Raw genomic sequence first — 18933 nt, forward strand, 5'->3', positions numbered from 1 at the left:
CCGACCCGTGCGTCGCGCCCCGGCGGGAGTCAGATGTCGTAGCTGGCGCCGGCCCGGACCACCTCGACCGGCCCGGCGTACGCGGAGATGGCCGACTCCAGCGTGTGCGCCTCGCTGCCCCACGCCGCCACCAGATGCGTGAGCAACAGCCGACCCACAGCGGCCTTCGTGGCCGTCTCGCCGGCCTCCCGACCGGTCAGGTGCAGATCCGGCGGATTGTCGACGCCGTCGAGGAAGCTCGCCTCGCAGAGGAACACGTCGGCGTTCTGTGCCAGCCGCAGCAACTCGTCGCAGGGCGCGGTGTCGGACGAGTAGCACAGCGAGCGACCGCCGTGCTCCAGCCGCACCCCGTACGTCTCCACCGGATGGTTGACCCGGTCGACTGTGACGGTGAACGGGCCGATCGGGAAGGTGCCCGGCTCCAGCGCGTAGAACTGGTAGACGTCCTCCACCGTGCCGTCGTCGTGGTACGCGGCGCTGAGCCGGTCGGGAGCGCCGGCGGGCGCGTACACCGGCAGGGCCGGATAGGGCCCCTCCGGGGCGTAGCGGCGGACCACCACGTACGTCACGGCGTCCAGGATGTGGTCGCAGTGCAGGTGGGTCAGCAGGATCGCGTCGGGGGCGTGCAGCCCCGCGTACCGCTGGAGGCTGGACAGCGACCCGGAGCCGAAGTCGACAAGGAGTCGGAAGCCGTCGGCCTCGACGAGGTATGCCGAGCACGGGGACTCGGGGCCGGGGAAGCTGCCGGCGCACCCCAGGACAGTCAGTCGCATCGGGTCTTCTCGCTGTCACTGTCAGTAGTAACTGTGCCGGCGGCGCTCCCGCCCATGATCCCTACTGACACGTGCGCCACGCTGCGCAGCCTACGCCGGGGTGCCCGACCACCAGAATCATCCGCTCGAACTTGTCACGAACGTGACACCTACTCACAGTGCGGCGAGGTAGCGTACGGGCGGACCATCGCGGTCATGCCCAGAGCTGACCCTCCAGGGCATCCTCGGCATCGGCGAGCGTGCCGCCGTACGCGCCGGTGGACAGGTATTTCCAGCCGCCGTCGCACACCACGAAGGCCACGTCGGCGCGGCGGCCGTCACGGACCGCCTCGTGCGCCACAGCGAGCGCGGCGTGCAGGATGGCACCCGTGGAGAAGCCGGCGAAGATGCCCTCCACGTCGACGAGCTGACGGGTGCGCAACACCGCGTCCCGGGTGCCCACCGAGAACCGCCGCGACAGCACCGAGGCGTCGTACAGCTCCGGGACGTACCCTTCGTCGATGTTGCGCAGCCCGTAGACCAGCTCGCCGTAGCGCGGTTCGGCGGCGACGATCTGGATGCCGTCGACCTTCTCCCGCAGATAACGGCCGGTGCCCATCAGCGTGCCCGTGGTGCCCAGCCCGGCCACGAAGTGCGTGATGGTGGGCAGGTCGTGCAGCAGCTCCGGCCCGGTCGTCTCGTAGTGCGCCCGCGCGTTCGCCTCGTTGCCGTACTGGTAGAGCATCACCCAGTCGGGATGCTCGGCGGAGATCTGCTTGGCGGTCGCGACAGCCTGGTTGGAGCCGCCCGCCGCCGGCGAGAAGATGATCTCGGCGCCGTACATGCGGAGCAGCTGGACCCGTTCGGTGGAGACGTTCTCCGGCATCACGCAGACCAGCCGGTAGCCCCGCAGCTTGGCAACCATGGCCAGCGAGATGCCGGTGTTGCCGCTTGTCGGCTCCAGGATCGTGTCACCCGTGCGCAGCCGACCGGCCTCCTCGGCCGCGCGGACCATGAACAGGGCCGCGCGGTCCTTGATACTGCCGGTCGGGTTCCGGTCCTCCAGCTTGGCCCAGAGCCGCACCGGAGGCGCGCCGTCGGGAACCGTCGGAGAGAGCCGGGGCAGACCGACGAGCGGCGTGCCCCCACAGGCATCGAGCAGGCTGTCGTACCGCGCCATGACGGCAGACCTCAGCGAGCAGCGACGGCGTGCTGGCTGATCGCGGCAGCCGCCGCGAAGCCGAACGCGCCGCCGGCCACGGCCGGCAGGATGGTCACGCTGTCGCCGTCGGCAAGCTTGGCCTCCAGCGCACCGAGGAAGCGGACGTCCTCGTCGTTGACGTAGACGTTCACGAAGCGGTGCAGCGCACCGGCGTCGGTGATCAGCCGGGTGCGCAGCCCGGCGTGCCGGGAGTCCAGGTCGACGAGCAGGTCGCCAAGCGTGTCGCCGGAACCCTCGACGACCTTCGCGCCGCCGGTGTAGCTGCGCAGGATGGTGGGGATGCGAACCTCGATAGCCATGATGTCGTGCTCCTCATTTCAGGTGTGCCAACGGTGACAGGACGGACAACGGGTGCGGACGCTGACGGATCAGCGGCCGGAACACTCGTAGTCGACAGTCGCCGGGCTCTGCCCGAACATGTAGGACTGCACGGCGTGCGGGTCGACCCCCGCCTCCACGATGCGGACCGGCTCCTCGGTCACCACGCCGTCGACGATCCGGAACGACCGGATCTCCTCCGAGTCGGGCTCACGGGTCGAAACGAGCAGGTAGTGGGCCCCCGGCTCACCGGCGAAGGAGACATCCGTGCGGGACGGGTACGCCTCGGTGGCGGTGTGCGAGTGGTAGATGACCACGGGCTCCTCGTCCCGGTCGTCCATCTCCCGCCATACCCGCAGCTGCTCCATCGAGTCGAACTCGTAGAAGGTCATCGACCGCGCGGCGTTTTCCATCGGGATGTGCCGGGACGGGGTGTCGCTGCCGACGGCACCAGCGACGACGCCGCACGCCTCGTCGGGGTGGTCCCGGCGCGCGTGGGCGACGATCGCGTCGATGATCGACCGCTCGATGCTCAGCACGTCCACCAGCCTAGCCCGTGCTGGGCCGCGGTCTGAAGTGGTGCCGCTCACGCCTAGTCGATCAAGGCGTTGAGCAGCGACTCCTGTAGATATCCGAGGTACGCGTAGACCGACAGTTGGAACACCCGGCTGGACGCCGGGTCCTCGGCCACCGCGTCGTCCAACTCCTCGCCCAGGTCCGTGCCGTCCTTGATCTCCAGCCGTACGCCCATCGCCAGTCGCGCGTCGTTCAACGCCCGCAGCCACGCCTCCGCCGCCTCGGCGTCCAGCCGCACCTCGCCGCCCGCCTCGTCGGGCAACGCGGCCAGGATGGCCCCCGCCTGGTCGATCTTGGCGGTCTTCAGGTCGCCCTCGGTGTAGCGGCGAAACTCGGCGGTGCCCGGCGCGTCCTTCGGATAGACCGCCGGGAAGAGCCGACCCACGACCGGGTCGGTGTGGTCGAAACCGTCGGTGAGCAGACCGACCACCTCGGAGGCCACCTTGCGCAGCACCCGCACCTCGTCGACCGCGAAGGTGGCGACATAGCGGCCAGCCTGCCGCCGAAACATGCTCACGACACTGGCCCCGTTCGCGACTGCGGGGCTCGCAACCCCGGCTCACTCCTCGCGCTCACGACGCTGGCCCCGTTCGCGACTGCGGGGCTCGCAACCCCGGCTCACTCCTCGCGCTCACGAGCGGTCCACCGTTGCCCACAGCCCGTACGCGTGCAACTGCGACGCGTCGTGCTCCATCCGCTCCCGGGCGCCCGTGGAGACCACGGCACGACCCTTGTGGTGCACATCCAGCATGAGCTGCTCCGCCCTCTCCCGGCTGTAGCCGAACAGCTTTTGGAACACCCAGGTCACATACGTCATCAGGTTGACCGGGTCGTCCCACACGATCGTCACCCATTGCCCGTCGGCCGCCGGCACCTCGACGGTGGCCGGCGTCTCGACCGGTGCAACCTGCGGAGCCGCCATGCCCCCCATCGTGCCACCGGTTTCCCGGAACCGAGGAACCGGAACGCCGGCTCGTCGCGGATCGCCCATCTCGACGGCCCCCGGGCCACCCCGGTCGCCGTCGGAAACGAGGCACGGTGGACGTCCGCGACAGCGGGCTGCCCGGCCGTCAGGCGAGCAGGATGCCGTGTTCGATGGCATCGGAGAGCACCCCACCCAGCGAGAGGCGGATCACCTTGAACCGCCGGGAGACCTCCCGGGAAAGTTCCAGCTCGACCTCCCGCAACGCCCGCTGGGACCACCGTCGCGCCGCGCTGTGGTCGTCGTTGCCAGGGGTACGCCACTGCTGCCAGCAACCACCGGAGAGCGCCACGGCGACAGGTGGAAGCACCTCGTCGCGGTACGCCGTCGGATAGCCTGCCAGCGCGTCGATCGCCTCGACGCCGGTCAGCTTGGCCACCCCGGCCGTACTGGTGATCAGCAGGACCGGGTCCAGGTCTTGGCCGTTCCTGTGGTCTGCCAGGCCGTACTGCACGGCCGTGGCGATCCGGCGACGTACGCCCTCGGCCGGCGGCGCGCCGAGCACCTGGGTCGCGGCGTCGGCCAGGATGCGCCGCACCGCGTGATCGCACTGCGCGGTGGCAAGCAGCGACAGGGCTGCCATCTCCCGGTCCAGCAGGTCCGGCAGGCCGGCGCAGCCGACCCCGAAGACGATCTCCTGGACCGCCCGCAGGTGGATGTTGGCCAACTCCAGGGCGAGATGCTGGCGGATCCGCTGAGCGCAGGAACGGGTCTGCCGGTCGAGCCGCTCGGACCAGTCCCCCGGGTCGGCGACCGCCGTCACCCGGTCGTGCTGGCCGGGCAACATCGGCGGGTCGTTGCTGGCCCGGTGCAGCCCTTCGCCCGCCGACCAGCCCACCAACGCCCGGCGCAGGTCGGCGGGATCCGCGCCGCCGACCGGGAACCACCGCGCCCCCGCCAGGGAGGGCACGGCGGCCAGCAGCGCCGCCCGGTGCGCCTCCACCGTCACCGCCGTCGAGTCGACCTCCCCGTGGCGGCCTCCCGCCGGGGATGTCGACCCCGCCTCGCGGGTCGTCGCGGTCCTGTCGGCCTGCGGTGTCCAATCCGCCGCTCCGGGGGTCACCGCGAAGACGACCTCCACGGGAGCTGCGGCCACCTCGGCGAGCAGGTTCAACTCCGGGGCCGTGAACGCCTGGTCGGCGGAGATCACGAACAGCAACGCGCCGGCTCGTCCGACGGCATCGAGCAACACCCGCGCGCCGGCGACGCCGAGGGTCCCCGTGTCGGGTGTGTCGATCAGAGTGAAGTGCCGCAGCAACGGCTCGGGCACGCTCAGCTCGACCCGCCGTGGCGGGCGGGCCAGCGCCGGACCTGCGGCGTCACGGTCCGCGCCGTACGAGTGCGGCTGGCGGTAGCCCGGCACGAACGCCGCCCGGGTAGGCACCTTCGCGTGGCGCACCACCAACCAACTGCCCGCCGGCACCGTGAGCATCACCGGGTCGAGCCCGACCAGGGCGGCGAGAACCGCACGCCGGTCAGCGCCGGCCGGACCGACGGCGACGACGCCGAGCGGCTCCTGGGCCGCGGGGCCTGTCACACCGACCCGGGCGGGCAACGGGTCGCAGGTCGGCTGGCCGGTCGGACTGGCCATCGCCATCGGCGAGTCGACCGGGGGGAGGGCCCTGCTGCATCAGGTGCCTCCCGAGGCAGGCGACCGGTCGTGCCGGTCGCGTGGAAATTCCGGTGGCAGTACCCGGATGCTCGGAAGACTACGGGCGGCCCCCCGACCAGGCAGAACACTTCGGATACTCATGGGTAATTGTGCCACTACTCCACTTCGCTGCGTGACGGTGCGAGCGCGGACGGAATTCGATGGATATGCTGCGCGGATGAGTCGATGGAAGTTCGTCGGGCGGACCGACGAACTCAACCGCCTGCTGGCGGCGGTGACCGGCGAGGCCGGTCGTGGGCTCTTCTTCAGCGGCAGCGCCGGCATCGGCAAGAGCCGGCTGCTGCGCGAAGGTGTCAATGCCCTGCCCACCGACCGGTACGCGATCTGGTCCATCGCGGCCAGCGCCACGACTGCCGCGCTGCCCTTCGGCGGGCTGGTGCAGGTCCTCCCCGCCGAGCAGCCCCAGGGCCTCTCCCCCGCGGGCATCCTGCGCTGGGCGCTCGGCGTCCTGCAACAACAGGCCGCCGGCCGGCGGATCGTGCTCGCCATCGACGACGCGCACCTGCTCGACCCGCCGTCGGCGGCCCTGGTGCACCTGGTCGCCCGGTCGGACAACGCGACAGTGGTCGGCACCCTGCGCGACGGCGAGCAGATCCCCCTGCCGATCCGCGCACTCTGGACCGACGATCTGGTCGAGCACGTCGAGTTGACCCCGATGCCACCGTCGGAGACCGCAGGCCTGCTGGCGGCGATCCTGGGCGGTCCGGTCGACGCCGGCTCCGCGGACCGGCTCGGCCGGCTGTCGGCCGGCAACCCGCTGCTGCTGCGCGAGCTGGTGCACGCCGCCAACGGCAGCGAGGAGTTGAAGCGCACGTACGGGATCTGGAAGTGGACGGGCCGGCTGGAGTTGGCGCCCAGCCTCACCGACCTGATCGACACCCGCGTCGGGCAGCTCACCGACGGCGTCCGCACCGTCGTCGAGCTTGTCGCCTTCGGTGAACCACTCGGCCTGCACCTGCTCAACCAGGCTGCCGACCCGTCCGATGTGGAGATCGCCGAGGAGCGCGGTCTGATCACCGTCGTGCAGCACGACCGGCGGACCAACGTACGGCTGGCCCATCCGCTCTACGGCGAGGTGATGCGCCGCCGCTGCCCGGTCAGCCGCACCCGCAGGCTCCAGGCACACCTCGCCGAACTGCTGGAGCGCGTGGGCAAGCGCCGCCGCGACGACCTGCTCCGGGTGGCGGTGTGGCGACTCGACTCGGGCACGGCGCAGGACCCGACACTGCTCGTGGACGCCGCGGTGCAGGCGTTCACCCGCTACGACGTGCCGTTGGCGACCCGGCTGGCCCGCGCCGCGCTGAACGCCGACGGCGGCTCGGACGCGGCGGAACTGCTGGCCACCATCCTGATGTTCGCCGACCGGCCGGAGGAGGCGCTCAGCGTCCTCGACGCGGTGACCCTCGAACCCGACGACGAGCGGCGGCTCTGCCGCTGGCTGACCGTACGCGGGATGGTCAGCTACTGGGGGTTGAGCCGTGAATCCACAGTGGAGGAGATCGCGGACCGGGTCGAGCAGCTCAGCGATTCCGCCGACCGCGCCCGTGTGCACGCCTTCGAGGCGATCATGCGCCTGCACCGGCTGGACACGACGACCGCCGTGCGGCTGAGCCAGCGCGTGCTGGACCGGCCGGCGGCCAGCGTCGCCGCCCGTGAGCTGGCCCGCAGCACCATCGCGCACGTCCAGGCCGCGCAGGGCGAGCTGGCCCGCAGCGGTGCGGCGATCGCCCAGGTGCATTCGGCGGCGGCCAGTTGGCGCACCGACATGCCGTACCTGCAACTGGCCCTTGAGCTGGCCCGGGGCACCCGGCTGATGCTCACCGGCGACCTGGTGGGGATCGACGCGATCGTGGCCGACGAGTTCGCCGACCTGGCGGGCGCCGGCGATTTCCGGCTCGGCACCGGCTACCTGGCGATCCTTCAGGCGTACGCGGCACGACTACGCGGGCAGAGCGACGCGGCGATGCGTACCTCGTTGGGTGCCTGCGCGGTACTGGCCACCAGCCGGGTCTACGCCGGTCTGGCCCAGGCCGAACGCGCGCAGGCGGCGGCGCTGCGCGGTGACGCGGCGCAGGCCGCCGAGGCGATGGCCGAGGCCGACCGCACCCACGCCCCGGGCATGGCGGTGCTCTACCCGTGGCTGGAGCAGGCCCGGGGCGCGGTGCTCGCCGCGTCGGGCGACCTGCCGGGCGCGGTCAAGCAGCTCAGCGACCTGGCCGACCGGCTACGGGCGGACGGATTCGCCGGGCACGAGGTGCACGTCCTGCACGACCTGGTTCGACTGGACCAGGCGGGCGCGCCGACCGGTCCTACCTGCCGCGACGGTGGCCGGCGCACTGTGGCGCAGCGCCTCGCGGAACTCTCCGAGCAGGTGGACGGAGGGCTTCCGCCACTGCTGGCCCGGCACGCTCGGGCCGCGGTGACCAACTGCCCCACGGATCTGCTCGCGGTCGCCGACGACTACGCCGCGCTGGAGCTGACCGTGTACGCCGCCGAGGCCACCGCCCAGGCCCTGCACCTGTTACGCCAACAGCAGTCGGTGGCGGCGGGCGAGGCCCGGGAGCGCCTGGCCGGCCTGCTCGGCCGGTGCCACCTGATCCGCACGCCCGCGCTACGCGCCGGAGCGCCGGTGCTCACCGACCGCGAGTGGCAGGTGGCCCGCCTCGCCGCGCACGGCGCGACAAGTAAGGCAATCGCCGAGCGCCTCTTCCTCTCGGCCCGCACGGTCGAGAACCACCTCCAGCGGATCTACACCAAGCTCGGCGTGACCGGTCGGGCCGAGTTGTGGGCGGCTCTGCGGGCGATCCCGGGCCACGAGGGCGACGACGCGGGCTGAACCTTAGGCTGGGGCGGTGAGCAACCTCCGCCCCGCGCTGTTGACCGACCACTACGAGCTGACGATGGTCAGCGCCGCCCTGAAGGACGGCACCGCCGACCGTCGCTGCGTCTTCGAGGTGTTCAGCCGCCGGCTGCCGAGCGGCCGCCGTTATGGCGTCGTCGCCGGCACCGCCCGGCTGATCGAGTTGATCCGCGACTTCCGGTTCGACCCGGCCGAGGTCGACTTCCTCCGCCGAACCGGCGTGGTCGACGACGCGGCGGCGGCCTGGCTCACCGACTACCGCTTCACCGGCGACATCGACGGGTACGCCGAAGGTGAGCTGTTCTTTCCCGGCTCGCCGATCCTCACCGTCTCCGGCGGCTTCGCCGAGTGCGTGGTGCTGGAGACGCTGGCGCTGTCCGTGCTCAACCACGACTGCGCGGTGGCGGCAGCGGCGGCCCGGATGGTGACCGCTGCCCGGGGCCGGGCTCTGATCGAGATGGGGTCACGCCGCGCCCACGAGGAGGCGGCGGTGGCTGCGGCGCGGTCGGCGTACCTGGCCGGTTTCCGGTTCACCTCCAACCTCGCCGCGGGCGCCCGCTACGGCATCCCCACGGCGGGCACCGCTGCGCACGCGTTCACGCTGCTGCACGACGACGAGCGCGCCGCGTTCGCCTCGCAGGTCGCCACGCTGGGCAAGGACACCACGCTGCTTGTCGACACGTACGACATCAGCCAGGGGATCCGCAACGCCATCGCGGTGGCCGGGCCGGAGCTGCGGGCGGTACGGATCGACTCGGGTGACCTGGCAGTGATCGCCCAGCAGTCCCGCGAGCTGCTCGACTCGCTGGGCGCCACCGAGACCAAGATCATCGTGTCGGGTGACCTGGACGAGTACGCCATCGCCGCGCTGGCCGCCGAACCTGTCGACATGTACGGCGCGGGCACCGCAGTGGTCACCGGCTCGGGTGCGCCCACCGCCGGGCTGGTCTACAAGCTCGTCGAGGTCGAGGGCCGGCCAGTGGTGAAGCGTTCCGAGCACAAGGCGACGATCGGCGGCCGGAAGGTCGCGGTCCGCCGCCACAAGCCCACCGGCACCGCGACCGAAGAGATCATCGTCTCGCAGGGCGTGCCGGACCGGCAGGCCAACGACCGGATGCTCCAGCGCTCGTACGTGGCCGACGGCGAGCCGCTGGCCCTGCCCACCCTCGACGAGTCGCGGGCGCACCTGCGGGAGTGCCTCATCTCCATCCCGTGGGAGGGGCTGAAGCTGTCCGCCGGTGACCCGGCCATCCCGGTCACCGTCGTACCCGCCGCCTGAGTTCGTTCCGGACCGCCGCCACAGACCCGAGCACGAGAAGAGAGGTGCCCCGATGGCCAACGCGCTGATCATCGTGGACGTACAGAACGACTTCTGCGAGGGCGGCTCACTTGCCGTCGCGGGTGGCGCCGGGGTGGCCGCCGGCATCTCCCGTCTGCTCGCCAACGAGCCGGAGCGGTGGGACCACGTGGTCGCCACGAAGGACTACCACGTCGACCCGGGCGCGCACTTCGGCGATCCGCCGGATTTCGTGGAGTCCTGGCCGCGGCACTGCGTGGTCGGCACCAGCGGTTCGGAGTTCCACCCCGACCTGGCCACCGGGCGGGTCGAGGCGATCTTCCACAAGGGCGAGTACGCCGCGGCGTACTCCGGGTTCGAGGGGCACGCCGACGACGGCGAGTGCCTGGCCGACTGGCTGCGCCGGCACGACGTGGACCGGGTCGACGTGGTCGGGATCGCCACCGACCACTGCGTCCGGGCCACCGCGCTGGACGCCGCCCGCGAGGGCTTCGCCACGACCGTGTTGCTGGAGTTGACCGCCGCTGTCGCTCCGGCCACCACCGACGTGGCGTTGCGTGCCATGGACGGCGCTGGCGTGACACTGCACGGCGAGCCTGTGATCAGGGCCGCATGATGCGGTAATTGGGTGGCCATCGGTCCGCCGCCGGTCGAGGATGTCGCCGGAGGTAGGGACCAACGTGAACATGAAGCCTTACCGGGCGGCGCTCGCGCTGCCCGGCCTGCGGTCGCTGTTGCTGATCGCCGTCCTGGCCCGAATCCCGCTCACTGCGACCGGGATCACGCTGACCTTTCACGTGGTTCTCGACCTCGACCGGGGCTACGGGGCGGCGGGCCTGGTGGGCGCTGCCATCACCGTGGGCGCGGCGATCGGCGGCCCGCTGCTCGGCCGGCTCGTGGACCGTCGCGGCCTGCGACCGGTGCTGGTGCTGACGGCGGTCGCCGAAGCGGTGTTCTGGAGCACGGCGCCGTCGCTGCCGTACGCGCTGCTGCTGCCGACCGCCTTCGTGGCCGGCTCGCTGGCCCTGCCCATCTTCTCGGTCGTCCGCCAGTCGATCGCCGCGTTGGTTCCGGAAGATCAACGGCGGCCGGCGTACGCGTTGGACTCCATGTCGGTCGAGCTGTCCTTCATGATCGGCCCAGCGCTGGCGGTCGCCCTGGTCACCGCGATCTCGGCGCAGACCACCATGTACCTCGTCGGCGGTGGCATCGTTGCCGCAGGTGTCGCCCTGTGGCTCGTCAACCCACCGATCCGCAGCGCTGCCGAGCCCGTCGGCCCTCGCCGCCGGGTGCCGCACCGGGAGTGGCTGACGCCCCAACTGCTCGCCGTCCTGGCGCTCAGCGCCGCCGCCACCCTGGTGCTCGGTGGCACAGACGTGGCGGTCGTCGCCGTCCTGCGGGCCAGCGGCGAGGTCGGCTGGACCGGCGTCGTGCTGACCATCTGGGCGGTCGCCTCGCTGGCCGGCGGATTCGCCTACGGGGCCGTGCACCGTTCGTTCTCACCGCTGGCGCTGACCGGGGCGCTGGCCCTGTGCACAATCCCGGTCGGTCTGGGCGGCGCACACTGGTGGCTGCTCTGCCTGGCGCTGATCCCGGCCGGGGCACTCTGCGCGCCGACCATCGCGGCCGGCTCGGACGCGGTCAGCCGACTGGTCCCCGCCGAGGTACGCGGCGAGGCCATGGGCCTGCACGGCTCGGCCGTCACCGTCGGCGTGGCCATCGGCGCCCCGCTCGCTGGCGCGGTGATCGACGCCACTGCTCCGCTCTGGGGCTTCGTGGTGACCGGCGCGCTCGGTGCGCTTGTCACGTTGGTCGTCCTCCCGATCGAGCTACGCCGCCGCAACACCGCTGCCAGCTCCGCATCGCTACCGCTACCGCTACCCGACGCGGAGCTCGCTCCCGCCACCCGCTAATCCACCGCGCCACCAAGCAGCCGCCGCACCCATTCCCACTCCGGCGCGCTGCCGCACACCGATCGCCACTCCGGCAAGCTGCCGCCCCGGTGGGCATGTCATCTCATCGCACTGATACCTGTGAGTCATCAATATGACTCACAGGTATCAGCTTCTCAGGGACCGACGACCCGACCGCCGAGGCGAACGACAACAACAAAGCCACGCCGGGATCGGAGCCGCAGTCCAGCAACACAACCCAACAACGCAGGCCAGGCCACGACCGCACCGCGTCCACCCGCACGGCCCGCGTCCACCCGCACCGCACGGCACCGCATGGCCCCCGTCCACCCGCACGGCCCGCAACGACACCGGCAGAGGCAGCCGCAGCCGCACTGTTTGGTCGCGGGGCGAGACGCGGGTCTTGCTGGCCGGACATGGCGACGGGCGCCGCTCCCGGTGTCCCGGGGGCGGCGCCCGTCGTACTGCTCAGCTGCGCGTCAGTTGCGGTCGACGTCGCTGGCGGTGTCCTCGCGGTAGCTGGCACCGCCGTCCGACTCGCTGGTGAGCGGCTTGGAGCCACCCTCCGGCGGGCCGGCCAGGCTCTGGCCACCGGCGGCCAACTCCGGGAACTTCTCGTCGAACGCGGGCCGCTCGGAGCGGATCCGGGGCATCCGGTCGAAGTTGCGCAGCGGCGGCGGGCTGCTGGTCGCCCACTCCAGCGAGTTGCCGTGACCCCAGGGGTCGTTCACCTCGACAACCGGGCCGGTCTTGTACGCCTTCCAGCAGTTGTAGATGAACGGCAGCGTCGAGATACCGGTGATGAACGCGCCGACCGTCGAGATCATGTTCAGCGTGGTGAAGCCGTCGCTGGGCAGGTAGTCGGCGTACCGGCGGGGCATGCCCTCGTTGCCCAGCCAGTGCTGCACCAGGAACGTGGTGTGGAAGCCGATCATGGTGAGCCAGAAGTGCACCTTGCCCAGGCGCTCGTCGAGCATCCGGCCGAACATCTTCGGGAACCAGAAGTAGATGCCGGCGAAGACCGCGAACACGATGGTGCCGAAGAGCACGTAGTGGAAGTGGGCCACCACGAAGTACGAGTCCGACACGTGGAAGTCCAGCGGCGGGCTCGCCAGCAGCACACCGGTCAGACCACCGAAGAGGAACGTGACAAGGAAACCGACCGCCCAGAGCATTGGCGTCTCGAAGCTGATCTGGCCCCGCCACATGGTGCCGATCCAGTTGAAGAACTTCATACCGGTCGGCACGGCGATCAGATAGCTCAGGAAGCTGAAGAACGGCAGCAGCACCTGGCCGGTGGCGAACATGTGGTGCGCCCAGACGCTCATGGAGAGCGCGGCGATCGCGATCGTCGCGGCGACCAGGCCCTTGTAGCCGAAGATCGGCTTGCGGGAGAAGACCGGGATGACCTCGCTGATGATGCCGAAGAACGGCAGCGCGACGATGTACACCTCGGGGTGGCCGAAGAACCAGAACAGGTGCTGCCAGAGCATCGGCCCACCGGTTGCCGGGTCGTACACGTGGGCACCGAGGATGCGGTCCGCGGCGAGCGCGAACAGCGCGGCGGCCAGCAGCGGGAAGACCAGGATCACCAGGAGGCTGGTGACCAGGATGTTCCACGTGAAGATCGGCATCCGGAACATGGTCATGCCGGGCGCGCGCAGGGTGAGGATCGTGGTGATCATGTTTACCGCGCCGAGGATGGTGCCCAGGCCGGAGATGGCCAGACCCATCACCCACATGTTGGCGCCGACGCCGGGCGAGTGCTCGACGCTGCTCAGCGGCGCGTACGCGAACCAGCCGAAGTCGGCGGCGCCGCCCGGGGTGATGAAGCCGGCGGTCGCCATCGTGCCGCCGAACAGGTACAGCCAGTAGGCGAAGCTGTTCAGGCGGGGGAAGGAAACGTCGGGCGCGCCGATCTGGATCGGCACGATGTAGTTCGCGAAGGCGAACACGATCGGCGTCGCGAAGAACAGCAGCATGATCGTGCCGTGCATCGTGAAGAGCTGGTTGTACTGCTCGGGCGAGAGGAACTGCAGCCCGGGTCGAGCCAGCTCAGCCCGCATGACCAGGGCCATCAGGCCACCGATCATGAAGAACACGAACGCGGTGATCATGTACATGATCCCGATCTGCTTCGCGTCCGTGGTTCGCAGCAGCCGCGCGATGGCCGACCCCTTGACCGGCTCCCGGACCGGCCAGGGCCGGGTCACGACCGGCTTGGGTGCGACGGTGGTCACGAGTGGCCTCCGGTTCTCGGTTGTCGCTCGGCACACGCTGGTTATCTGCGGGCCGTCATCCGCAAGGAGGATAGTCCCCGGCAGGTCGCAGCGCCGCGTGGGGTGGCGTGACACGATCTACTACGGGACTACAGCGGGCCGACCAGTAGCCGGTAGTGCTCCCCGAAGATCCGTCCGCCGCGTCCGCGCAGCAGCGGGTCGCGCAGCGCCGGCGGCACGTCCCTGGTGCGGTTGCGGTCCCGGGTCCGGTCGGCCACCCATCGGGTACGCGGGCGACGACGACTCTCGTACGCGACGAGCGCCACATCGACGCTGCTGGCTGCGCGCAGTGACTCGGCGAGCACCACGGCGTCCTCCAGCGCCATGGCGGCACCCTGCGACAGCGTCGGCGCGGTGGCGTGGGCGGCGTCGCCGACCAGCAGCACCCGGCCCCGGTACCAGCGGCCCAGCTCCACTTCGTCGGTGAGCCCGACGTGGACCTGGTCCTGCGTCAGCATCTCCAGCACCTCGGGCACGGGCCCCCGGTAGTCGCCGAAGAGTTCGCGGAGCCGGGCCAACGGGTCGGCGGGCGTCTTGGTGCCGGCCTCGTCGGCGTAGAAGTGCAGCCGACCCCCACCGATCGGCACCAACAGCAGGCCGGAGCGCTGCCCGAGCAGACCGGTCCACTCGCTGACGGGTGGGCCGTCGCGCAGCACCGCCCGGTAGACCACCTGCCCGACGGGGCGGGGCGGCCCGCCGAGCGCGGCCAGCGCCCGGACCGAGGAACGCGGCCCGTCGGCGCCGATGACCAGGTCGTACTCGGTGGTGGTGTTGTCGGTGAAGGTGACGCCGACGCCGCCCGGAAGCAGGTCCAGGGCGCGGACCTCGGCGCCGTGGCGGACGGCGCCGCCAGCGCCGCTGAGCAGCACCCGGTGCAGGTCGGCCCGGGGCAGCGCCCGGCATTCGCCGACGCCGGCCCAGAGGGTGTCGAGATCCACCTCACACAGCGGCGCGCCTGTCGCGTCGAAGAAGCACTGCCGGTGGATGACCTGTCCGAGTGGGCGGACCGGGTCGTGCAGGTCGAGTCGACGCAACGCGCGGGCGGCGTTGCCGGGCAGGTAGAGGCCGGTCGCTGTCGACTCCCCCGGCGGCAGTTTGTCGGTGACGTCGGGCCGGAAGCCCGCCAGGCGTAACGCCCGGGCCACGGCGAGGCCTGCGATGCCCGCGCCGACGACGAGGATGCGCAGGGGAGAGCCACCCATTGTGGTGTACGCCTCCGGAGGGGTTACGGCACGCGTTGGAGGCAACACGCTACTCGGCGCAATCGGCGCACACCAGAGCCCGACCGGCCGCCCGGAACCACCTCTCGGGGACGCGTGCCGCTCAGCTGGACGTGCGGCGACGGCCGTCCGGCGGGCGGATGGCAATCCTCACATTTCACCAGTTTGACGCGAACGGTTGCGCGAGAGTTTCAGACATGTAAATGTGTCAGCGAGCGTGGGAGCGCTCCCGCACCTGCCCCGACCCGTTCGGCGCGCCGCACGCGCCGCAGTCAAGGAGCGTCATGAAACGTCCACTTCGGGCCCTGCTGGCGGCCGGCCTGCTGCTCAGCGGCTCGCTCTTCGCCGTAGCCCTCGGGGGCACCGCCTCCGCCGACACCCAGATCTGCGAGCAGTACGGCTCCACCACCATCCAGGGCCGGTACGTGGTGCAGAACAACAAGTGGGGAACCACCGCCCAGCAGTGCATCAACGTCACAAGCACCGGCTTCGAGATCACCACGCAGAACGGCAGCAACCCCACCAACGGCGCGCCCACGGCGTACCCCTCGGTGTTCTTCGGCTGTCACTACACCAACTGCTCCCCCGGCACGAACCTGCCGATCCAGGTGAGCCAGATCAGCAGCGCCACCAGCAGCATCAACTACCGGTACGTCAGCGGCGCCACCTACAACGCGTCGTACGACATCTGGCTGGACCCGTCGCCCAAGCGCGACGGCGTCAACCAGATGGAGATCATGATCTGGCTCAACCGGCAGGGATCGATCCAGCCCATCGGCTCGCGGGTCGGCAACACCACGCTCGCCGGCCGGACCTGGGAGGTATGGCAAGGCAACAACGGTGGGAACAACGTCATCTCGTACGTCGCGCCGTCGGCGATCTCCAGCCTGAACTTCAGCGTGCTGGAGTTCATCAACGACGTTCGCAACCGAGGTGCGATCACCAACAGCTGGTACCTGACCAGCATCCAGGCCGGCTTCGAGCCCTGGCAGGGCGGCGCCGGCCTCGCGGTGACCTCGTTCTCCGCGAACGTCAACGGTGGCGGCAACAACAACCCCACCACCCCGCCCCCGGGGACCACGCCGCCGCCTGGCGGCAGCTCGGGTTGCGCGGTGAAGTACACGCCGAACTCGTGGAACAACGGCTTCACCGCCGACGTGCAGATCACCAACACCGGGTCCAGCACGATCAACGGCTGGACGCTGAACTACACGCTGCCCAGCGGGCAGACCGTCACCAACGCCTGGAACGCCACGGTCAGCCAGAGCGGCTCCGCGGTGACCGCCCGCAACGTCGGCCACAACGGGTCGATCGCGCCCGGCGGCACGGCAAGCTTCGGCTACCAGGGGACGCTGAACGGGTCGTACTCGTCACCGACCAGCTTCTCGCTCAACGGGACGTCCTGCTCCCGCTCCTGATAAGGCCACTGTGCGGGGTCGCGGCTGACGTCGCGACCCCGCATCCACATCCGTCAGCTCGGCCCTGCGAGTGTCCAAGAGTCTCCCGGACCTGCCCGCCACCCGCTCTCCGCGACACGCCTATCCAAGTACCGTCGGTCGTATGATCTCAGCCTCCTCGACCAAGTCCCTGTACGTCACACGGTCAACCGCTTGGAGGGAAAGTCGAGCTGTGGCTGAGTGCAGGAAAGCGATAACTCGGTCGAGCTGAACCTGCAATTCGTTTCCCCCCACTGGTCCGGGAGAGAATTCGACATCATAACCCTGCACATCGAGCGAAACCACCATCGGGTTGATCACGTACTGAATCCAGATCGGTTCAAAATCGAGGTCACCTAGTGTTGATGCCGCAACCAACGCCGCATCAGCGCAGGTGAGTGCGTCCTGCGCGTAACTGCTCCAGGGGGAATCGAGTTCGTGCCCATTCGGCCCGGCCGCAAGGATGCGCTTCCTGAGCTCAAGGTGATCGCCCTGGGCGGGCCCACCCTCAATGAACGGTGGCACTAGATCGAGGGCTATCCGAGCCGCAGAAAGGGTCCATTTACCCGACGTCCGCCGCTCGACCTCGTCCAGCAGGGGGACCAACACCTCGGCACATGCACCGAATAAGGCTGCCTTCGAGCGTATCGGAAGCTCCTCGACAGAACGAGCAAGTTCTTCGACTGTTGAATCAAGGTCGAAGCTCGCCATCAGTTGTGCCCAACTCCTAGGTCGCCCATCGGACCCGCACAATTATGCCTGTTCGGTGAGTAGGTGTTTGGCGCATCCACATCCGTCAGCTCGGGCCCGCGAGGGTCCAAGAGTCTCCCGGACCTGCGAAAAGCGTCTGCCCCGTGTCGAACTGAATGGACCAGTGCTGGAACCTCCCGTCTGCTCCGCTGGAGACGAAGAGCAACAGCAGTAGCCCTACAAAGGTCAACACCAGGTCGAGATGGCGCGAAACCTGGATGGACCGCAGCGTTCGGCCATTCAGTCTCGTGATCAAGCGCCTAATTCGGTCTCGATCATCCTCGCAGGCTACGAGGAATTCAGTGCCTCCCTCAAGCCTCTACGCCGCCATCTCCACGAAGAGGAGGGAGCGGCCCTACGGCCGCGACCGCCGCGGGACCGGCTCATCGGCAGCGCAGAACCATCCGGGTGTCGGCTCACGGAGCACGCCCTCCTTCACAAGTTCGCGGCACACTTGCTCGACGCAGCGGCTGACCTCCGACCCCGCTACTTCAGGTTGGTTCGAGAAGCGCAACAAACGCCATGGATCAAATATCGCGGAATCATCGGGAAGAAGATCGACGTCCACCTCACGGCCGACTGCGTCGACCATCAACACACCACGGCCGTGGACCTGGTACTCCACACCTCTCAGAATCCCACTTCGCTGAACTCCACCTTTCCTGGCCTCCGTAACCAACTGCCCGAGGGTCTCCAGGTCCGCGCCACTCTGAAGAAGAGCGGCGCGAAGCGCGCCGAGACCATCAAGGAACTCTACGACCTGCGTACGCCAGTAGAGGGATCCGCTCATCTCCGCTACTCCAGTTCGATCCGGACCCCGAACGAACCTTCCTCGAACCAACCGCAGTAGTCGTCGAAGTCCAGATGGGACCCGGCCGGGGCACTGGGCTGCGCGAGGGTGAGCAGGTGACGCGCGAGCGAGGTGAGCCCAGCCGCGTTGCCCGAGATCAGGATCGTCTTCGCCGTCGTCTCGAGCACCTCTATTCGCAGGACGGTGTCGTCGTCCCAGTCGCTGATCAGGCCACGCCGGGGGTCGTACGGGATGACTCCGACGACGACGGGTTCCTTCGGCGGCTCGTCAAAGTCGTTCACGGCCGGCAAACCTGACACGGGCGCCACCCTCTCCTCCGACAGATAAGCGTGATGGTTCCTCACAGGCCCCCACCGCTGCTCGTCCAGCCGATCGAGCCCCGGTACGTCCCGACCGCCATATCTCAGCCCGTCAGCGCAATTACCAGCGGCACGGATCTCGGCGACAGGTACTCGTGGCCGGGGACGTATTCCACATGAAGGTGGGCAGAATCGTCCCCCTCTTCGGCGAAGCCGATGAGGGCCGACGCAAGGGACTCCAACTCTCCCGGCCCACCGGAGAATGTCAAGGTGCGAAAATCTGCCGAAAGCGTTATGGCAACATAACCGGACGTGCATCTTGACTCTATCGTCGACAGTGCACTGCTGTATGGAAAAGGGTCCGCCTCAGCGTTGAGCGGCAGCGTCTCCCGGACGGAACGGAGCGCCTGGGCCAGACCTAGCAGATCCAGCCGAGTTCCTGACAATTCCATTTCAGCAGTCGCATCCGAACGCAGGACTTGCATATCCATCCTCCTCCTTTGCGGGCCAGCAGCAGTCGGCGTGCGCAGCTGTCGACGGGCCCAT

At 69.7% G+C, this 18933-nt stretch carries 18 protein-coding genes; 5 read left to right on the plus strand and 13 right to left on the minus strand.

Annotation, left to right across the window (positions count from 1 at the left end; translation table 11 throughout):
- Nucleotides 1-29: 29 nt before the first annotated feature.
- From ACLQ23_RS00350 to ACLQ23_RS00380, 7 genes are all read right to left on the minus strand, one after another.
- Nucleotides 30-773, minus strand: a complete 744-nt coding sequence (locus ACLQ23_RS00350; RefSeq protein ID WP_355592225.1) for an MBL fold metallo-hydrolase — start codon at nucleotides 771-773, stop codon at nucleotides 30-32.
- 193 nt (nucleotides 774-966) lie between these two features.
- Nucleotides 967-1932: a PLP-dependent cysteine synthase family protein gene (locus ACLQ23_RS00355; protein ID WP_053655581.1), complete on the minus strand. Its 966-nt coding sequence runs from the start codon at nucleotides 1930-1932 to the stop codon at nucleotides 967-969.
- Nucleotides 1933-1943: 11 nt separating this feature from the next.
- On the minus strand, nucleotides 1944-2273 hold the full coding sequence (locus ACLQ23_RS00360) for a MoaD/ThiS family protein (protein ID WP_425735985.1): 330 nt from the start codon (nucleotides 2271-2273) through the stop codon (nucleotides 1944-1946).
- A 69-nt stretch (nucleotides 2274-2342) separates the two neighbouring features.
- Complete coding sequence (locus tag ACLQ23_RS00365; protein WP_053655583.1) at nucleotides 2343-2831, minus strand: Mov34/MPN/PAD-1 family protein; 489 nt, start codon at nucleotides 2829-2831, stop codon at nucleotides 2343-2345.
- A 53-nt stretch (nucleotides 2832-2884) separates the two neighbouring features.
- Nucleotides 2885-3379: a DUF2017 domain-containing protein gene (locus ACLQ23_RS00370; RefSeq protein ID WP_355592229.1), complete on the minus strand. Its 495-nt coding sequence runs from the start codon at nucleotides 3377-3379 to the stop codon at nucleotides 2885-2887.
- 120 nt (nucleotides 3380-3499) lie between these two features.
- Nucleotides 3500-3790: an ATP-dependent Clp protease adapter ClpS gene (gene clpS / locus ACLQ23_RS00375; RefSeq protein ID WP_053655585.1), complete on the minus strand. Its 291-nt coding sequence runs from the start codon at nucleotides 3788-3790 to the stop codon at nucleotides 3500-3502.
- 148 nt (nucleotides 3791-3938) lie between these two features.
- Nucleotides 3939-5447, minus strand: a complete 1509-nt coding sequence (locus ACLQ23_RS00380; protein WP_425880212.1) for a hypothetical protein — start codon at nucleotides 5445-5447, stop codon at nucleotides 3939-3941.
- 232 nt (nucleotides 5448-5679) lie between these two features.
- Between ACLQ23_RS00380 and ACLQ23_RS00385 the strand changes: the two genes are divergently transcribed.
- The 4 genes from ACLQ23_RS00385 to ACLQ23_RS00400 are packed head-to-tail and all read left to right on the plus strand — an operon-like array spanning nucleotide 5680 to nucleotide 11592.
- A complete protein-coding gene (locus ACLQ23_RS00385) occupies nucleotides 5680-8358 on the plus strand; it encodes a LuxR C-terminal-related transcriptional regulator (protein WP_355592233.1) in 2679 nt (892 codons plus the stop codon).
- Nucleotides 8359-8374: 16 nt separating this feature from the next.
- Nucleotides 8375-9661 carry a nicotinate phosphoribosyltransferase gene (locus tag ACLQ23_RS00390; RefSeq protein WP_425735987.1) on the plus strand — a complete coding sequence of 429 codons (1287 nt, stop codon included), beginning with the start codon at nucleotides 8375-8377 and terminating at the stop codon, nucleotides 9659-9661.
- A 52-nt stretch (nucleotides 9662-9713) separates the two neighbouring features.
- On the plus strand, nucleotides 9714-10295 hold the full coding sequence (locus tag ACLQ23_RS00395) for an isochorismatase family protein (protein ID WP_425735988.1): 582 nt from the start codon (nucleotides 9714-9716) through the stop codon (nucleotides 10293-10295).
- Between the two features lie 40 nt (nucleotides 10296-10335).
- Complete coding sequence (locus ACLQ23_RS00400; protein ID WP_425735989.1) at nucleotides 10336-11592, plus strand: MFS transporter; 1257 nt, start codon at nucleotides 10336-10338, stop codon at nucleotides 11590-11592.
- Nucleotides 11593-12071: 479 nt separating this feature from the next.
- On the opposite strand, the gene ctaD is transcribed toward ACLQ23_RS00400, so the two are convergent.
- Nucleotides 12072-13832, minus strand: coding sequence for an aa3-type cytochrome oxidase subunit I (gene ctaD / locus ACLQ23_RS00405; RefSeq protein ID WP_377663418.1), 1761 nt, complete (start codon nucleotides 13830-13832; stop codon nucleotides 12072-12074).
- A 128-nt stretch (nucleotides 13833-13960) separates the two neighbouring features.
- Nucleotides 13961-15073 carry an FAD-dependent monooxygenase gene (locus ACLQ23_RS00410; protein ID WP_355592242.1) on the minus strand — a complete coding sequence of 371 codons (1113 nt, stop codon included), beginning with the start codon at nucleotides 15071-15073 and terminating at the stop codon, nucleotides 13961-13963.
- Nucleotides 15074-15375: 302 nt separating this feature from the next.
- Between ACLQ23_RS00410 and ACLQ23_RS00415 the strand changes: the two genes are divergently transcribed.
- Nucleotides 15376-16509, plus strand: coding sequence for a GH12 family glycosyl hydrolase domain-containing protein (locus ACLQ23_RS00415; RefSeq protein ID WP_355592244.1), 1134 nt, complete (start codon nucleotides 15376-15378; stop codon nucleotides 16507-16509).
- A gap of 120 nt (nucleotides 16510-16629) precedes the next feature.
- On the opposite strand, the gene ACLQ23_RS00420 is transcribed toward ACLQ23_RS00415, so the two are convergent.
- From ACLQ23_RS00420 to ACLQ23_RS00435, 4 genes are all read right to left on the minus strand, one after another.
- Nucleotides 16630-17238, minus strand: a complete 609-nt coding sequence (locus ACLQ23_RS00420; protein ID WP_355592246.1) for a hypothetical protein — start codon at nucleotides 17236-17238, stop codon at nucleotides 16630-16632.
- Nucleotides 17239-17632: 394 nt separating this feature from the next.
- Nucleotides 17633-18067: a DUF6896 domain-containing protein gene (locus tag ACLQ23_RS00425; protein WP_355592248.1), complete on the minus strand. Its 435-nt coding sequence runs from the start codon at nucleotides 18065-18067 to the stop codon at nucleotides 17633-17635.
- A gap of 5 nt (nucleotides 18068-18072) precedes the next feature.
- Nucleotides 18073-18369, minus strand: coding sequence for an Imm32 family immunity protein (locus ACLQ23_RS00430; protein WP_355592249.1), 297 nt, complete (start codon nucleotides 18367-18369; stop codon nucleotides 18073-18075).
- A 122-nt stretch (nucleotides 18370-18491) separates the two neighbouring features.
- Nucleotides 18492-18878 carry an Imm32 family immunity protein gene (locus ACLQ23_RS00435; protein ID WP_355592251.1) on the minus strand — a complete coding sequence of 129 codons (387 nt, stop codon included), beginning with the start codon at nucleotides 18876-18878 and terminating at the stop codon, nucleotides 18492-18494.
- Between the last annotated feature and the right edge of the window lie 55 nt (nucleotides 18879-18933).

Source organism: Micromonospora sp. DT41 (assembly GCF_049841715.1).
Classification (GTDB): domain Bacteria; phylum Actinomycetota; class Actinomycetes; order Mycobacteriales; family Micromonosporaceae; genus Micromonospora; species Micromonospora profundi.

Bases quoted from the DNA above. Each gene is read 5' to 3' on its own strand.
- ACLQ23_RS00350 (WP_355592225.1), bottom strand. From the start codon at position 773: ATGCGACTGACTGTCCTGGGGTGCGCCGGCAGCTTCCCCGGCCCCGAG.
- ACLQ23_RS00355 (WP_053655581.1), bottom strand. From the start codon at position 1,932: ATGGCGCGGTACGACAGCCTGCTCGATGCCTGTGGGGGCACGCCGCTC.
- ACLQ23_RS00360 (WP_425735985.1), bottom strand. From the start codon at position 2,273: ATGGCTATCGAGGTTCGCATCCCCACCATCCTGCGCAGCTACACCGGC.
- ACLQ23_RS00370 (WP_355592229.1), bottom strand. From the start codon at position 3,379: ATGTTTCGGCGGCAGGCTGGCCGCTATGTCGCCACCTTCGCGGTCGAC.
- clpS (WP_053655585.1), bottom strand. From the start codon at position 3,790: ATGGCGGCTCCGCAGGTTGCACCGGTCGAGACGCCGGCCACCGTCGAG.
- ACLQ23_RS00380 (WP_425880212.1), bottom strand. From the start codon at position 5,447: ATGGCGATGGCCAGTCCGACCGGCCAGCCGACCTGCGACCCGTTGCCC.
- ACLQ23_RS00385 (WP_355592233.1), top strand. From the start codon at position 5,680: ATGAGTCGATGGAAGTTCGTCGGGCGGACCGACGAACTCAACCGCCTG.
- ACLQ23_RS00395 (WP_425735988.1), top strand. From the start codon at position 9,714: ATGGCCAACGCGCTGATCATCGTGGACGTACAGAACGACTTCTGCGAG.
- ACLQ23_RS00400 (WP_425735989.1), top strand. From the start codon at position 10,336: ATGTCGCCGGAGGTAGGGACCAACGTGAACATGAAGCCTTACCGGGCG.
- ACLQ23_RS00410 (WP_355592242.1), bottom strand. From the start codon at position 15,073: ATGGGTGGCTCTCCCCTGCGCATCCTCGTCGTCGGCGCGGGCATCGCA.
- ACLQ23_RS00415 (WP_355592244.1), top strand. From the start codon at position 15,376: ATGAAACGTCCACTTCGGGCCCTGCTGGCGGCCGGCCTGCTGCTCAGC.
- ACLQ23_RS00420 (WP_355592246.1), bottom strand. From the start codon at position 17,238: ATGGCGAGCTTCGACCTTGATTCAACAGTCGAAGAACTTGCTCGTTCT.
- ACLQ23_RS00425 (WP_355592248.1), bottom strand. From the start codon at position 18,067: ATGAGCGGATCCCTCTACTGGCGTACGCAGGTCGTAGAGTTCCTTGAT.
- ACLQ23_RS00435 (WP_355592251.1), bottom strand. From the start codon at position 18,878: ATGGATATGCAAGTCCTGCGTTCGGATGCGACTGCTGAAATGGAATTG.